Annotated in this window: 12 protein-coding genes; 10 read left to right on the top strand and 2 right to left on the bottom strand. The window is 51.4% G+C overall.

The genetic code is table 11. The features are described from left to right. Nucleotides 1-90 precede the first annotated feature (90 nt). Nucleotides 91-1,341: a DNA polymerase IV gene (locus tag FQV30_RS10015; RefSeq protein ID WP_146500015.1), complete on the top strand. Its 1,251-nt coding sequence runs from the start codon at nt 91-93 to the stop codon at nt 1,339-1,341. 7 nt (nt 1,342-1,348) lie between these two features. Then, nucleotides 1,349-2,293, top strand: coding sequence for a ribonuclease Z (gene rnz / locus FQV30_RS10010; RefSeq protein ID WP_146500014.1), 945 nt, complete (start codon nt 1,349-1,351; stop codon nt 2,291-2,293). Nucleotides 2,294-2,694: 401 nt separating this feature from the next. On the opposite strand, the gene namA is transcribed toward rnz, so the two are convergent. Both namA and proC read right to left on the bottom strand, forming a co-directional pair. Next, complete coding sequence (namA, locus tag FQV30_RS10005) at nt 2,695-3,711, bottom strand: NADPH dehydrogenase NamA (RefSeq protein ID WP_146500013.1); 1,017 nt, start codon at nt 3,709-3,711, stop codon at nt 2,695-2,697. Between the two features lie 45 nt (nt 3,712-3,756). After that, nucleotides 3,757-4,560 (bottom strand): pyrroline-5-carboxylate reductase, encoded by an 804-nt coding sequence (gene proC, locus FQV30_RS10000; RefSeq protein WP_146500012.1) that lies wholly within the window; start codon nt 4,558-4,560, stop codon nt 3,757-3,759. 546 nt (nt 4,561-5,106) lie between these two features. Between proC and FQV30_RS09995 the strand changes: the two genes are divergently transcribed. From FQV30_RS09995 to FQV30_RS09960, 8 genes are all read left to right on the top strand, one after another. After that, on the top strand, nt 5,107-6,054 hold the full coding sequence (locus FQV30_RS09995; RefSeq protein ID WP_146500011.1) for an MBL fold metallo-hydrolase: 948 nt from the start codon (nt 5,107-5,109) through the stop codon (nt 6,052-6,054). A 108-nt stretch (nt 6,055-6,162) separates the two neighbouring features. Then, entirely contained in the window at nt 6,163-6,723 is a 561-nt protein-coding gene (locus FQV30_RS09990) for a DUF3221 domain-containing protein (RefSeq protein ID WP_255473422.1), read from the top strand. A gap of 127 nt (nt 6,724-6,850) precedes the next feature. After that, the gene (locus tag FQV30_RS09985) at nt 6,851-8,074 is read left to right on the top strand and encodes an argininosuccinate synthase (RefSeq protein ID WP_146500009.1); all 1,224 of its coding nucleotides are present in this window, start codon (nt 6,851-6,853) and stop codon (nt 8,072-8,074) included. Next, entirely contained in the window at nt 8,071-9,447 is a 1,377-nt protein-coding gene (argH, locus tag FQV30_RS09980; RefSeq protein WP_146500008.1) for an argininosuccinate lyase, read from the top strand. Before FQV30_RS09985 ends, argH begins: the two co-directional genes overlap by 4 nt. Nucleotides 9,448-9,759: 312 nt before the next feature. Continuing rightward, on the top strand, nt 9,760-10,500 hold the full coding sequence (locus FQV30_RS09975) for a phosphatase PAP2 family protein (RefSeq protein WP_146500007.1): 741 nt from the start codon (nt 9,760-9,762) through the stop codon (nt 10,498-10,500). Nucleotides 10,501-10,735: 235 nt separating this feature from the next. Further along, nucleotides 10,736-12,016 (top strand): Y-family DNA polymerase, encoded by a 1,281-nt coding sequence (locus tag FQV30_RS09970; protein ID WP_146500006.1) that lies wholly within the window; start codon nt 10,736-10,738, stop codon nt 12,014-12,016. A 99-nt stretch (nt 12,017-12,115) separates the two neighbouring features. Further along, a complete protein-coding gene (locus FQV30_RS09965; RefSeq protein ID WP_146500005.1) occupies nt 12,116-13,870 on the top strand; it encodes an ABC transporter transmembrane domain-containing protein in 1,755 nt (584 codons plus the stop codon). After that, nucleotides 13,870-15,639, top strand: coding sequence for an ABC transporter ATP-binding protein (locus FQV30_RS09960; RefSeq protein WP_146500004.1), 1,770 nt, complete (start codon nt 13,870-13,872; stop codon nt 15,637-15,639). Before FQV30_RS09965 ends, FQV30_RS09960 begins: the two co-directional genes overlap by 1 nt. The last annotated feature ends 166 nt before the right edge of the window (nt 15,640-15,805 follow it).

Genomic DNA, 15,805 nt, shown 5'->3' with positions numbered 1-15,805 from the left:
CCTTTTGGAAACAATGAAGAATGTTCTCTCTTTTTTAACCTTCGCTTTTCTTATGGTAAACTGGAAGAAAACGACGATGGAGCGATCTTTATGGCAAGCCGAGTGATTTTTCATATTGATATGAATAGTTTTTACGCGTCTGTCGAGCAATCGTACGATCCGGAACTGAAAGGAAAAGCGATTGCCATTGCGGGAAACCCGAAAGAACGCCGGGGCATTATCGTAACGTGTTCCTACGAAGCGCGCGCGCACGGCATCTATACGACGATGCAAGTGCATGAAGCGAAGCGCAAGTTCCCCGAGTTGATTTTATTGCCCCCGAACTTTGACCGCTACCGGATCGCTTCCAAAGCGATGTTCGGTATTTTGCGTTCCTATACGGGCAATGTCGAGCCTGTCTCCATTGATGAAGGCTATGTTGATGTGACAGAGCTTGCGGCTGAGCGCCATGCTCTGGAAATCGCACAGGAAATCCAGACCCGCATTTTATCGGAACTCGACCTTCCTTGTTCCATCGGGATTGCGCCGAACAAATTTCTCGCCAAGACGGCATCCGATATGAAAAAACCGCAAGGCATCACGATCTTGAGAAAACGCGACATCGGTGAAAAACTATGGCCGCTGCCTGTTATCGATATGCATGGCGTCGGCGAAAGCACAGCGGCGAAGCTGAATGGGCTGGGGATCAAGACTATCGGCGATCTGGCGGTGGCGAATCCCGGATTGATCAAGGGGAATATGGGAAAAAACGGAGTTCGGCTGCAGGCCAGGGCAAATGGCATTGACGACCGCCCTGTCGACCCGGACTCCATTTACGACACCAAAAGCGTCGGAACATCCACTACGCTGCCAGTGGATGAAACGGAAGAAGAAAACTTGCGGAAAGTCATCCGCGGCCTTTGCGAAAAAGTCGCAAACCGCCTGGAAGCCAAAGAGCTGGCGGGTCCTACCGTAACAATCCAGACAAGGAGCTCTGACTGGCAAAACCGGACCCGCAGCATCACATTGAAAAATACGGTGTGGAAAGCGGAGGATATCAACAGGACTGCATGGCAGCTGTTTTTGAAACATTGGAACGGAGAAGCGCTGCGCCTTGTCGGAGTGACAGTATCCAATGTGGCAGACAAAGGCGAACTGACAGAGCAATTGTCGCTTTTTGATTTTCAGCAGCACGCCAAAGAAGAGCCGATTCTCGATCTTATGGCAAAGCTTGAAAGCCGCTTCGGCAAAAAAGTGCTTGTAAAAGGCGCCAAAGAGGCGAAGTTGAAACGCCCGGCGACAGGTTCGGAAACGAGCTTCAGCAAAGATTTCTTGGATGACCATGACCACGAGAGGAAGTAGGGGGATTATGCAATTATTATTTTTGGGGACTGGTGCAGGCATGCCGTCCAAACAGCGCAATACTTCGGCTATCGCCTTGAAGCTGCTGGAAGAGCGGGGCGCTGTCTGGCTGTTCGATTGCGGAGAGGCCACCCAGCATCAAATTCTGCGCACGACGATAAAACCGAGAAAAATAGAGAAGGTGTTCATCACCCATCTGCACGGCGACCATATTTTCGGGTTGCCGGGTCTGCTTGGCTCAAGATCATTCCAAGGCGGGGATGAGCCCCTTGACGTGTATGGCCCGGAAGGCATCCATGAGTTTGTGGAAACCATGCTGCGCATTAGCCGGACCCATTTATCTTATCCGATCCGTTTCCATGAGCAAATGGAAGGCGTGATTTTCGAAGATGGGGAGATGCTGGTCGAGACTGCGCTTCTGGACCACGTCATTCCGTCATATGGCTTCAGGATCACACAAAAGCCGCTGCCCCCAAAGCTTCAGATAGACAAAGCGACAGCACTCGGCGTACCGAAGGGCCCGCTGCTTGCGAGATTGAAAAACGGGGAAGACGTGGTTCTTGAAGACGGCACCACTGTGAAAAGCGAAGAAGTGACAGAGCCTGGAAGCCGCGGATTTATTGTCTCCATTCTCGGGGATACCCGATTTTGCCAAGCGGCTGCCGACTTGAGCCGGGACGCCGATGTAATGGTCCATGAAGCGACGTTCGACGCGGAAACAAAAAAACTTGCGGGTGAATACGGCCATTCCACCATTTTGGAAGCGGCTGAAACCGCCCGTTTAGCAAGCGCCAAACTGTTGGTCGCCAACCATATTTCCGCCCGTTTCTTGCCGGAGGACGAAAAAAGGCTGCTTCAACAAGTGCGTGGAGTTCATCCCGATATTGCAATTGCCCATGACTTTTCCGAATTTGCCTGGAACCAGCACACCAAGAAAATGAGGAAAATATAGGGAAACCATCCAGCAGGATGGGTTTTTCTGGTGAAAAGAAAAAAAACAATGGAAATAATAGAACATATGTTCTGTTTGTGATAAAATAAAGTTACAGCTGTAGGAGGGCGGTTCGGCCATACCCCGGAAAGGGGGTGGTAGTATGTCTATATCGGAAACATTCGAGCTTGTGTTCATGAGCATTGGCCTGACCTTTAGCGGCCTGGCTTTGATCGTTTCGATGATAATGCTTGCGGACAAAAAAAAATAACCGTCCCCCAGGCAAGGAAAGACGGTTATTTCTGAACCCTATTTTCTAAGCCAACCGCTCTCGAAGCGGGATACAGCTCGCCGGATGTTCGCGCATCCGGCATTTTTGCGTTACTTTTAGTATACTAAATCTCGTTCATTTTGCAACTGCTTTATACCCAGCCGCGTTCATACGGCACAGGAACGCCTGATTCGGCTCCCAGCTCTTTGGCTGCCCGGTATGCCCAGTAGGGGTCGCGAAGCAGTTCACGAGCCAGGAAAATCATGTCTGCACGGCCGTTTTGCAGAATTTCCTCAGCATGCTGAGGATTGGTGATCAGCCCTACTGCGCCAGTCGCAATCGGCGTCTCTTTTTTCAGCGTCTCGGCAAACGGCACTTGGTAGCCAGGGAAGGCGTGGATCCGCGCCGGCACGACTGCACCGGAGCTGACATCGATCAAATCGACGCCTTGCTCTTTCATCCATTGTGCCATCTCCACATATTGATCCGGTGTCATGCCGCCCTCCGTATAATCATGTGCGGAAACACGGACAAACAGGGGCCCGTCCCATACTGCCTTCACGGCATCGATGGTTTCGCGCAATATGCGGTAGCGGTTTTCGGATGAACCGCCGTATTGGTCTTCCCGTTTGTTGGTCAAAGGCGAAAGGAACTGATTGATCAAATAGCCGTGGGCAGCATGCAACTCAATTACGTCAAAGCCGGCCTCTTTTGAACGGACAGCCCCGTCTTTGAACGCCTGCACCGTTTCCTGGATATCTTCAACTGTCATGGCGGCGGGCGTTTGATAGCGCTCGTTGAACGCGATAGCGCTCGGCGCATAGATTGTTCCTTCTATATCCGCTTTACGGCCAGCATGGGCTAATTGGATGCCGGTTTTGGATCCGTGGGCTTTCATCAGGCGGACGATTTCAGTCAAGCCTTCAATATGGCTGTCCTCCCAAATCCCGAGGTCCCGGGAAGAAATGCGCCCCTGGGATTGGACGGCCGTAGCTTCAACGATGATCAGGCCGATCTGGCCGACAGCGCGGGTCGGGTAATGCACCCGGTGCCAGTCGGTCACTTGACCGTCTTCTTTGTCGCTTTGGTACATGCACATCGGTGCCATGACGATGCGGTTTTTGAATGTTATATCTTTGATGGTCATGGGTTCAAACAATTTTGCCATTGGTTTCCCTCCTTGAATTCTCAATTTCTAGTATACCAGAAGAAATCAGTCGAATTCCCGTCCGAGCTCTTGAGAACGGCTGGCGGCTGCTTCCACGCAGGCACTGACCGTTTTCTTGAACTGAAGGTTGTCCAGAGCGGCGATTCCAGCCGCTGTCGTGCCGTTCGGACTTGTCACTTTTTGCCTCAGTTCGACAAAATCAGCTTGCTGCAGCATATCTGCAGCGCCGTCGAAAGTCTGGCGCACGAGTTTTGTGGCATCGGCGAGCGACAGCCCTTGGGCGACAGCGGCTTCAGTCATCGCTTCTGCCATATAGTAGACATAAGCAGGGCCGCTTCCCGCAACCGCAGTGACAGCGTGCATCTGTTCTTCTTTAACGACAGTGACGCCGCCGATCGATGACAGCAGCGTGCGCAATTGATGCTGCTTGTCGACCGTCACTTGCTGGCTCCAGGCGACGCCTGTCGCGGATTTGCCGATTCTGGCGGATGTGTTCGGCATGGCGCGTGCCACAGGCAAAATTCCGGCATGTTTTTGGATCGTCTTTATGGATACGCCTGCCACGACCGATAAAACGACGGTATCGGCCGCCAGTTTTTCTTTGATAGCGCTGACAGCTGCACTGACATCTTTCGGCTTCATCGCAAGCAGCACAAAGTCCGCTTCCCGCAGCTCTGTTTTTTCACCCTCTACGATATTGACACCGTATTCGTCCCGCAGAAACTCGAGCCGCGCAATGTCTGATTTGTTCATGACGGAAATGTCTTCCGGCAGCAAAATGCGTTTGTTGATCCATCCATGAATCATGGATTCGGCCATGGAACCGGCCCCGACACATACGATTTTCATATTCAACACATCCTTAGCATAAATTAAATAGCTCTGTCAGACAGAAACAGGGAGCCGCTTCCGCATTTTGATAGTCCACCTGCAGCGGCCAGGTCCTCGGGGTCATAAGCCGTTCCAGCTGTGCGGCAAAAGCGCCGCTTCACTGTTCCGTCTTATGCCTGCCGGACCTGTACGGCCGCTTCGGCATTCCAATAAAAAAAGCGCATCCGTCCCTGCTTTTGCAAGGACGAAAACGCTTGGTTTCCGCGGTACCACCTAAGTTTGCCGATGAACGGCACTACTCGACTTCCTTAACGCGGAACGACGGCCGTGTTTGCACGGCAGCTAAAAAGCAGGTTCGAGACGGGAGCGGGGGTGTGCGTTTCAGCTTCGGCAACACTCTCTTTGCACCTTCACCATCTGTACTGGCCTTTTCTACGCTTTCATATGTATCTGAATTATAGAAGAGGCAGCGCTTTGTTGTCAAACCTTCTTTTCGCGTGACGCGGTCCGGAATACGCGGTATGATGGGTGAATAGTCATTCATTTTTTGGAGGAGATGGAGAAATGAGTCTACATAAAATAGTTATTCCGACACCATTTGCTGTCGGCGATGTCAATGCCTATTTGCTAAAAGGCGATATGCTGACGCTGATCGATGCAGGGCCGAAAACGCCTGAAGCTTGGGAAGCGCTGAAAGCTGGCCTAAAACAGGTGAATGTGGAACCACAAGATGTAGAACAAGTGGTTTTGACCCATCACCATCCCGATCATGCCGGCTGGGTCGATGGTTTTGACCGTGCCCAACTATACGGGCATCCTTATAACGATCTTTGGATGCGGCGCGATCAGGCGTTTTTCGATTACCACGATGCGTTTTATCTGGAAAGGCTGAAAGAAGAAGGCGTTCCGGAAGAGCTATTGTTTTGGGTGAAAAAAATGAAGCGGCCGCTTAATCTTATGGGCAGCCGCCCGCTCGATGGGACGATCAATGAAGGCGATGTGCTTCCGGGGCATCCGGAATGGCAAGTCATGGAGACGCTCGGGCATGCGCAAAGCCATTTGTCGTTCTGGAATGCCGAAACACGCGAAATGATCGGGGGCGACCATGTGATTGCGAAAGTATCTTCCAATCCGTTGATTGAACCGCCGCTCGATCCGGCGGAAGGCCGCCCCAAATCCCTGCTTCAATACAACGCGTCACTTGGGCGGCTGCTGAAGATGCCGATCGATGTCATTTACAGCGGGCATGGGGAGGAAGTGCGCGAAGTTGTGGAACTGATCACTGCGCGTCTCGAAAAGCAGCATCAGCGCGCATTGAAAGTGCTCGGCATGCTGAAAGGCGAAGAAAAGACGGTCTATCAGCTGACGCAGAAGTTGTTTCCATATGCATATGAAAAAGAGCTCGGCTTGACTTTATCGGAAACGATCGGCCAAATCGATTATCTTTTGGAGGATGGGCTCATTACGGAAAGAATGTCCGAGAATGGAATCTTCTATTATAGGGAAGCGTAAGTTTTTGGGCTATTGTTTTTATTGCAACAATTTCTTTCTCCAGGTACAATTAACGCGTCTGGAACTATGCAACCTGCATGGAGCCCCTTGAGAATAATGCGAAAAGGAATGGGTCAGTTGAAGAAATGGACGGTAGTGATGGCAAGTTTCATGTTGTTGGCGGCATGCTCGGACGACCAAGCAGCACAAACTGAAACAGAAGAGCCAAAACAAGAAGAAGCTGCAGTGGAACAGAAAGAAATGTCAGAGGAAGGGTTCATCACACAAGTGACTGAATCGCAGATTCTTGTAAACAATATTTATTTCAACATCAATGACAAAGTAGAGGTCCGGTCGGATAACGGAACCGAAATCTCGGACAGCAAAATCAGCGATATCCGCACCGGGATGAAAGTGAGCGTCGATTACACGGGGCCGCTTGCTGAAAAGTTCCCAATGGAAGGCGAAGCGGGCACTGTGACGATTCTGGCCGATGAGGAATCGGCAAAGCGCTCGGAAGCACTCCAGGCGTTCATCAATAAAGAGCAGTTGTCGAGTTTGCTGATGATGGGGCAGCCTATCGTACGCGATAATGAAATCGGCTTTTTGTTCAGCAATATGGAAACCGGAGACGTTTCGGAAGTGCGAATTGACCTCGATACTCATGAATATACGATCGGCGGAAAGTGAAAGCAGCGAAGGCTGCTTTTTTTATGCATTTTTTTGATTGAATATGCTTGCGTTTATGAAAATGGCGTGCTAATATGTGTATATTCATATTAATTAATGCATAAAAATACACTGGAGGTTTTCATAAATGAACAAAAAAATCGTACTTGCATATTCAGGCGGACTAGATACATCGGTGGCCATTCCATGGCTGAAAGGACAGGGCTATGACGTGGTGGCAGTCTGCCTGGATATTGGAGAAGGAAAAGATTTGAACTTTATCAAACAAAAAGCGCTCCAAGTGGGAGCGGTTGAAAGTTATATGGTTGACGCTAGAGAAGAATTCGCCAATGAATACGCGCTGGTTTCACTTCAGGCACATACATTATATGAAGGCAAGTACCCGCTTGTGTCGGCATTGTCGCGCCCGCTCATTTCAAAAAAATTGGTGGAAATCGCTGAAGAAACAGGAGCTACGGCTGTAGCGCATGGCTGCACAGGAAAAGGCAACGACCAAGTGCGTTTTGAAGTGTCGATCAAATCCCTTAACCCGAATTTAGAAGTGGTTGCGCCGGTCCGTGCGTGGGCATGGTCGCGTGATGAGGAAATCGCTTATGCCAAAGAACACAATGTGCCGATTCCAGTCAATCTGGACAGCCCGTTCTCGATCGACCAAAACCTATGGGGCCGCGCAAACGAATGCGGCGTACTGGAAGACCCGTGGGCAGCGCCGCCGGAAGAAGCATACGACGTAACAAATGCACTTGAAAACACACCGGACAAACCGGATATCGTTGAGATTGAATTTGTAAACGGCGTACCGACCCAATTGAACGGTGTATCGTATTCCTTTGCAAAATTGATCCTTGAATTGAACGAAATTGCCGGAAAACACGGCGTCGGAAGAATCGACCATGTTGAAAACCGTCTCGTCGGGATCAAATCACGTGAAATCTATGAAGCGCCGGCGGCAATGACGCTGATCGCCGCACATAAGGAACTGGAAGATATCACATTGGTGAAGGAAATGGCGCATTTCAAACCGGTCATCGAGAAGAAATTGACGGAACTGATTTATGAAGGATTATGGTTCTCGCCGCTGCGTATCGCACTCCAAGCGTTTTTGAAGGAAACGCAAGTGTACGTCAACGGAACGGTCCGTGTGAAACTGTTCAAAGGGCATGCCATTATTGAAGGGCGTAAATCGCCGAACTCTCTTTACAGCGAGCAGCTGGCCACTTACTCTACTGAAGATACATTCAACCATGCTTCTGCTGTCGGTTTTATCGAACTTTGGGGCCTTCCGACAGTGGTCAACTCCATGGTCAACAAAAAAGAACAGCCTGTTGTTAAAGAACAGGTGAAATCATGAACAAATTGTGGGGCGGCCGCTTCCAGAAGTCGGCCGAACAATGGGTGGATGAATTCGGGGCATCGATATCATTCGACCAGCAATTAGTGATGGAGGATTTGGAAGGCAGCACAGCGCATGTGAAAATGCTTGCAGCCTGCCAAATCCTGAGCGAGCAAGATGCTGCCCTTATCCTGTCGGGCCTGACAACGCTGAAAGAAAAAGCGAAGGCCGGGGAGCTGGAATTCAGCGTTGCAAACGAAGACATCCACTTGAACCTTGAGAAGCTGCTGATCGACGAAATCGGCCCAGTCGGCGGCAAGCTGCATACTGCCAGAAGCCGCAATGACCAAGTGGCTACGGATATGCATTTGTATTTGAAAAATCGCGTCCAGGAAATCATTGAAGCGGTAGCTGCATTCCAAGGGGCAATCGTCACGCAAGCCGAAGCGCATGTGGATACGATTGTTCCAGGCTATACGCACTTGCAGCGTGCACAGCCGATTTCATTCGGCCATCATTTGCTGACGTACTTCTGGATGCTGGAACGCGATAAAGCACGCCTGACGGAATCGCTCAAGCGAATCGATTTGTCTCCGCTCGGCGCTGGCGCCATGTCCGGCACGACGTTTCCGATTGACCGCGAACTGGCCGCAAGTTTTCTCGGCTTTTCCGGCGTTTACGAAAACAGTCTGGATGCCGTCAGCGACCGCGACTTCATCGTTGAATTTTTGAGCAACGCTTCGATGCTGATGATGCACATGTCGCGTTTTGCCGAAGAAATTATCCTTTGGTCAAGCGAAGAGTTCCGCTTTATCGAACTTGATGACGCATTCTCGACAGGATCCAGCATCATGCCGCAAAAGAAAAATCCGGATATGGCTGAATTGATCCGCGGCAAGACCGGCCGTGTCTACGGAAATCTTTTCGGTTTGCTGACAACGCTGAAAGGTTTGCCGCTCGCCTATAACAAAGACATGCAGGAAGACAAGGAAGGCATGTTCGATACCGTCGAAACGCTCGCCGGTTCCCTGCCTATTTTTGAGGGCATGGTACGGACGATGACTGTCCGCACCGATTCGATGGAAAAAGCGGTCCACTCGGATTTTTCCAATGCGACAGAACTTGCTGATTATTTGGCTGCCAAAGGCATGCCGTTCCGTGAAGCGCATGACGTTACTGGAAAACTTGTTTTCACATGCATCCAGCGAGGTTATTTCCTGAAAGATCTGCCGCTTGCAGACCTTCAGGAAGCGAGCCCGCTCATTGAAGAAGACATCTACGAAACCTTGCAGCCGGCAACGGCCGTAAAACGCCGCAATTCGCTCGGCGGTACAGGATTCGACCAAGTACGTAAACAGCTCGGACTCGCCAAGCAACTCATCGGGCAATAAGTCCATTTCGAAACCGGCTTTCCTCCCCTTAGGAAAGCCGGTCTTTTTATTTTTTTCGCAAAACCCCTTATTGCAGGCAGGCTCGACAGGCGGGGACAGTCCAATTCCAATATGTTTTTTTTAGCCGGTTTTCCTTTCTTGGGAAAACCGGCTTTTATGGATAAAGAGTTTCAAAAAGGGTAAAGAGAGGGAAATGCGGTGGCGGGGGCTATGAAAATTTTTCTTTTCTAATGCCGCAACCCGTACATGGAAAATGCAGAACAACTCCAAAGCCGCTGAATGGCCTTGGCGTCTCGAGAGGAGTGAAGTGCTATGGAAGAAGAAACCAGGAAAGCCGGCTTTCCTGCGTTATTGCTGATAATCGGCTTGGCAACAGCCAGCTTTTTCATCTGGCTCTTTGCCGAACTTGCGGAAGAACTGCTGGAAAACGAATTGAAAAGTTTTGACGGGGCGATCATCAGCTTTTTTGGATTGGTGGAGAGTCCGGCATTTGATGCGGGTTACCTGTTCATTACCGAATTGGGGTCTGTGTGGTTTTTGACGATTTTGTCAGTGATTGTCTTATTGCTGCTCTGGTTCAAGGCCAAAGACAAATGGGGAATCTTGTTTTTCATACTTGCAGTAGGAGGCGGAGCCCTTCTCTCTGTATTGCTCAAAAATCTGTACGAACGAGGGCGCCCTTCTATCAATGAAGAAATTGATGCCATCGGTTTCAGCTTTCCGAGCGGCCATTCCATGGGATCGCTTATCTTTTACGGCTTTATCGCTTATTTCCTTATGCGAAGCAGGCTGAAAAAAGGGCTGAAAGTGCTTTCCCTTGTTGTATTGGGCGCCCTGGTTGTGCTTATCGGGACCAGCCGGATTTATTTGGGCGCCCATTTTCCCAGCGACGTTATTGCGGGCTATGCAGCAGGGACCATTTGGCTGGTTCTCTGCCTGTTGGCTCTTGAATGGGCTCAGTGGCAGAGCGGAAGCCATGTGCGCCCCGTCCGGGCCATGCGGCGGGTTTTGGTTTCCGGATTTCGGTCAGCTGCGCGTCTGGCCCGGCGTTAGCCGCCCATTCCACAAAAAGCGGGAGGAACGGCAATTCAAATACTTGGAAGGCCGGATGTGTAAAAGCATCCGGCTTTTTGCTGTCTTCAACGGAAGACCGGCTTTTTATCGTAGGAATCTGCGGCTTTGTTGAAAACCCGCCAATGTTTGATGGGCTGCAAAAGCGGTTATTGATTAAGAACAGGTGTTCGTATATCCTTATGTAAGACGGATCAATGGGTGAGGAGGAAGCATTATGTATGAAGGATTGGAAGAACGGCCCATTATCTGTTTGGACATGCGCAGCTTTTATGCAAGCTGCGCAGCGGTTGACTTGGGGCTTGATCCGCTGGAAGCTTGCATCGCAGTCATCGGCAACCAGGAACAAAAAGGCAGTGTGGTTCTCGCGGCATCCCCGGTGCTGAAGAAAGAATTCGGCGTCCGCACAGGCACTCGCCTTTTTGAAATTCCGGATGACCCCCGCATCTTGAAAATCGAGCCGAAGATGGACTTTTTCATGCGGGTGTCCATAGAAATTACCCGCCTGCTGCGGGAGTATGTGCCGGCAGAAGCGATCCATGTATACAGCATCGACGAAAGTTTTGTCGACCTGAGTGGAACTGAGAAAATTTGGGGAGCGCCAAGAGCAATCATTTCCCATCTTCAGGATGACATCGTCCGGCAGTTCTCCTTGCCTTCCGCAATCGGCTTGGGACCGAACATGCTGCTGGCTAAGCTGGCGCTTGACCTTGACGCCAAAAAGACGGGATTTGCCGAATGGACGTACAGCGATGTTCCGAAAAAACTATGGCCGGTGGCGCCGCTCAGCAAGATGTGGGGCATCGGTTCGCGCTTGGAGAAAACCTTGAACAGCATGGGGATCTTTTCGGTCGGCGATTTGGCGAGAAGCGATTTGGCCCGGCTGGAGGAGACGTTCGGTATTCTTGGCAACCAGCTGTACCACCATGCCTGGGGCATCGACCTTTCGGAACTCGGCTCCACCTTGGTGGAAGGGCAGGAAAGCTTCGGCAAAGGGCAGATGCTCTACCGCGATTACACGGGTGCAGAGGAAATTCTGACGGTCCTGCTCGAGATGGCCGAAGATGTGGCACGGCGCGCACGCAATGCCGGAAAAGCGGGGCGGACCGTCTCGCTGTCGGTCGGCTACAGCATGCATGCATTTGGCGGCGGATTCCAGCGGTCGCGGACGATTGACGAAGCAACAAACGATACCATGAAAGTCTACATGGTCTGCAAAGAGCTGCTTGCGGAATTTTACGACGGCCGGGCAGCGAGAAAGCTGGCCATTTCTTTGTCGAAACTCGAAGACGAAACGAGCATGCAGCTCAGTTTGTTCGAGCAGCGAAAATGGCAAATCCGGAAGCTTGGCGCGGCTATGGACGCGCTGCGCGACAAATATGGATCGACCGCCGTGCTCCGTGCGGTCTCCTATACGGAGGCGGGGACTGCCCGCGAACGCGCCAATCTGATCGGCGGCCATAAATCAGGGAAGGTCCGCCTTCCGCCAGAAGACTGATTTATTTCAAAACTCGAATTATTTTCTTTTTACATAGAATGATGTTTGGTAAAATAAAACAGAAAGAAATACATACACTACAGCAAGGGGAACGGAGCTATGCGCGTATTTTTGGAATTGGGTTGGTTTTTTAAAGAGCGGAAAAAGCAGTACGGGATCGGCGTGCTGATGTTGCTGGCCGTGGCTTTTCTAGGCGTGCTGCCGCCTCGGATCATCGGTTTTGTCGTCGATGAAATCAGCCGCGGCTCGTTGACCCCGGGTTTTTTGATGAAGTGGCTCGGGCTGTTGGGTGCCGCCGCTGCCGCGATGTACGTCCTCCGCTATGCTTGGCGCCAGATGATTTTCGGCTCATCGGTCCTGCTGGCCCGCAATCTGCGCAAGCAATTGTTCGACCATCTGACGCGGATGTCCCCGGCATTTTACCAGAAACGCCGGGTGGGCGACTTGATGGCGCACGCCACGAACGACTTGCAGGCGGTGCAGCAAACAGCGGGCCCCGGCGTTTTGACGCTGGTGGATTCGTTTGCGACAGGCGGTTTTGTCATTGCCGCCATGGCACTGACCATCAACTGGAAACTGACGCTGATCGTCCTGCTGCCGATGCCGCTGATGGCGTTTCTGACCAATTACTATGGGAAGCTTCTTCATGAGCGATTCCATAAAGCCCAGGAATCCTTTTCGGGCTTGAATGATAAAACCCAGGAAAGCATCTCCGGGATGAAAGTTATCAAGACGTTCGGCCAGGAACAGGAGGATATTGAAGATTTCCAGCGCCTGTCCGGCAAAGTCGTCGAAGAAAATATCCGTGTTGCCCGCGTTGATTCACTGTTTGATCCGACGATTTCTGCCATCATCGGAATCTGTTACTTCCTGACGATCGGCTTCGGTTCGTACTTTGTCACAAGAGGCGACATGACCATCGGTGATTTGGTGGCGTTCACCGCGTACCTTGGCTTGCTCGTTTGGCCGATGCTCGCTTTTGGCTGGCTCTTCAATATCGTCGAACGCGGGCGGGCGTCCTATGACCGGATCCGCTCCCTGCTTGCAGAGCCGGTGGATATCGATGACCGGGAAAAAGCCCTTGACGAGCGCCCGGAAGGCAATATCGTCGTTTCCATCGAGAAATTCGGGTTTCCGGAAGACGAGCGGGCAGCGCTCCGCGATGTCCATTTCATGCTGAAGCGCGGCGAAACGCTGGGCATCGCCGGAAAAACCGGATCCGGCAAATCAGCCATCCTGCGGCTGCTGCTGCGGGAATTTGAAGGTTATGATGGGGAAATCACCTTCGGCAGCGTGCCGATCCAGGATTACAAGAAGCAGAGGCTGCGCGAAGCGATCGGCTATGTGCCGCAGGACCATTTCTTGTTTTCGACAACCATAGCCGGCAATATCGCATTCGCAAAGCCGGACGCTGCAATGGAAGAAGTGGTGCAAGCGGCGAAGCTCGCCCATATCCATGAAGACATCTTGAATTTTGCCGATGGCTATAACACGGTGGTCGGTGAGCGCGGCGTATCCTTATCAGGCGGCCAAAAACAGCGGATTTCCATCGCGCGGGCGCTCATGATGCAGCCGGAACTGCTGATTTTGGATGATTCCTTATCGGCGGTCGATGCAAAAACAGAAGAAGCCATATTGGCCAGTTTGAAACAAACCCGGACCGGCGAAACGACAATCATCACGTCGCACCGACTGAGCGCCATCCAGCATGCCCACCAGATTCTGGTCATGCACGAGGGCTCTATCGCCGAAATCGGTACACATGAAGCGTTATTGGAGCGGAAAGGGCGTTATTACGAGATGTACCAACTGCAGCAGCTCGAAGCGCTCGTCGAGCAAGGAGGCGAAGCGTGATGGAAGAACAAAAAGTATTGACCGGAAAAGCCCAGTGGCTTGTTTTCAAGCGGCTGATGCGCTATTTGGTGCCGCATAAGAAAATGGTGTTTTTGGCGCTCGGACTGCTTGCGCTGACGGTCCTCGGGGACGTCCTCGGCCCGATGCTCATCAAAACGTTCATCGATGATTATTTGACGCCCGGAACTTTCCCGACAGGTCCGGTAGCCGGCCTGGCGCTCGGTTATTTGTTTATCCAAGTGAGCAATGTCATCATAAGCTATTTCCAGCTGTTGAAGTTCCAGGAAGCCGCACTGAAAATCATCCAGCAGATGCGCATCGATGTGTTCACGAAAGTCCAGAACCTGGGCATGCGCTATTTCGACAAAACACCTGCCGGCAGCATCGTGTCGCGAGTCACCAATGATACCGAAGCCATCAAGGAAATGTTTGTCAGCGTGTTGATCGGATTTATCCAAAGCGCATTTTTGATCGTCGGCGTCTATATCGCGATGTTCTTTTTGAACGTCCAATTGGCGCTTATGACACTGGTGCTCCTGCCGCTCCTGTTCGGCATCATGTATTTGTACCGCAAATACAGTTCGGTCTTTTACCAGGACCTGCGCGAGCGGCTCGGCCAGCTCAACGCCAAGTTATCGGAGTCGATCCAAGGAATGGGAATGATCCAGGCATTTGGCCAGGAACAGCGGCTGCAGGACGAATTCAATGAAATCAACGACAAGCATTGGCTTGCCGGGCGGCGCAACATCAAACTCGACGGCTTGCTGCTGCGTCCGGCAATCGATATCGTCTATGCATTTGCCCTCATCCTGCTGCTCAGCTATTTTGGCATCACATCGTTTTCGAGCACTGTGGAAGTCGGCGTGATTTATGCGTTTGTCACTTATGTGGACCGCTTTTTCGAACCGATCGGCCAAGTGATGCAGCGGCTGTCGATTTTCCAGCAAGCGATTGTCGCAGCTTCCCGCGTTTTCGCGCTGCTTGATGAAGAAGATCTGGCGCCGCGCCAGGAAAATGGGCTTGGGACGATCGGGTCTGGAAAAATCGAATTCCGCAATGTGACGTTTTCTTATGATGGCAGAAACGACGTTTTGAAAAACATATCGTTCACGGCGGAACCAGGCCAGACGGTGGCGCTTGTCGGGCATACGGGAAGCGGAAAAAGTTCCATCATCAATTTGCTTATGCGTTTCTATGAATTCACAAACGGCGATATCTTGATCGACGGCAAGTCAGTGAAGAGCTATAGCGCAAGGGAACTGCGTTCAAAAATGGGGCTTGTGCTGCAGGATCCGTTCTTGTTTTACGGCACGATCGACAGCAATATCCGCCTGCACAACCGTTCCATGACTGACCGGGATGTCCGTTCGGCAGCTGAATTCGTACAGGCGGACCGGTTTATCGAAGCGCTGCCGGCCGCTTACGGGCAAGCGGTCACCGAACGCGGATCGACATTTTCAAGCGGCCAGCGCCAGCTTGTTGCGTTCGCGCGTACGATGGCGACCGATCCGAAAATCCTGGTGCTGGATGAAGCGACTGCAAACATCGATACGGAAACGGAAGTGGCGATCCAGACGAGCCTGGAAAAAATGCGGCGGGGCCGCACAACAATCGCGATTGCCCACCGGCTAAGCACGATACAGGATGCAGAATTGATTTTGGTGCTGCACCACGGCGAAATTGTCGAGCGTGGAACGCATCAGCAGCTGCTCTTGAAACGCGGGCTGTACCATAAGATGTATTTGCTGCAAAACGGAATAGTGGAGTAAAAGAGGATGGCTGCGGCCTTCCTTTTTTATTGGTAAAGTGATTGAACGTGCAGGAGAAGGGAGAAGGGCGGCAAGAAGGTCAAAAGAAATAAATGTATTTATTTACATAAGGAAATTAAATAAAAACAAAATCAGCAGCAAGAAAGAAGCGGAGCAAAGCCAGGTG

Source organism: Planomicrobium sp. CPCC 101110 (assembly GCF_007859395.1).
Taxonomy (GTDB): domain Bacteria; phylum Bacillota; class Bacilli; order Bacillales_A; family Planococcaceae; genus Planococcus.
This window is presented reverse-complemented; position numbering and strand designations above follow the sequence as displayed.

Coding starts and splice junctions, on each gene's coding strand:
- rnz (WP_146500014.1), top strand. CDS start 1,349: ATGCAATTATTATTTTTGGGGACTGGTGCAGGCATGCCGTCCAAACAG.
- FQV30_RS09995 (WP_146500011.1), top strand. CDS start 5,107: ATGAGTCTACATAAAATAGTTATTCCGACACCATTTGCTGTCGGCGAT.
- FQV30_RS09965 (WP_146500005.1), top strand. CDS start 12,116: ATGCGCGTATTTTTGGAATTGGGTTGGTTTTTTAAAGAGCGGAAAAAG.
- argH (WP_146500008.1), top strand. CDS start 8,071: ATGAACAAATTGTGGGGCGGCCGCTTCCAGAAGTCGGCCGAACAATGG.
- proC (WP_146500012.1), bottom strand. CDS start 4,560: ATGAAAATCGTATGTGTCGGGGCCGGTTCCATGGCCGAATCCATGATT.
- FQV30_RS09990 (WP_255473422.1), top strand. CDS start 6,163: ATGGGTCAGTTGAAGAAATGGACGGTAGTGATGGCAAGTTTCATGTTG.
- FQV30_RS09985 (WP_146500009.1), top strand. CDS start 6,851: ATGAACAAAAAAATCGTACTTGCATATTCAGGCGGACTAGATACATCG.
- FQV30_RS09960 (WP_146500004.1), top strand. CDS start 13,870: ATGGAAGAACAAAAAGTATTGACCGGAAAAGCCCAGTGGCTTGTTTTC.
- FQV30_RS09975 (WP_146500007.1), top strand. CDS start 9,760: ATGGAAGAAGAAACCAGGAAAGCCGGCTTTCCTGCGTTATTGCTGATA.
- FQV30_RS09970 (WP_146500006.1), top strand. CDS start 10,736: ATGTATGAAGGATTGGAAGAACGGCCCATTATCTGTTTGGACATGCGC.
- namA (WP_146500013.1), bottom strand. CDS start 3,711: ATGGCAAAATTGTTTGAACCCATGACCATCAAAGATATAACATTCAAA.
- FQV30_RS10015 (WP_146500015.1), top strand. CDS start 91: ATGGCAAGCCGAGTGATTTTTCATATTGATATGAATAGTTTTTACGCG.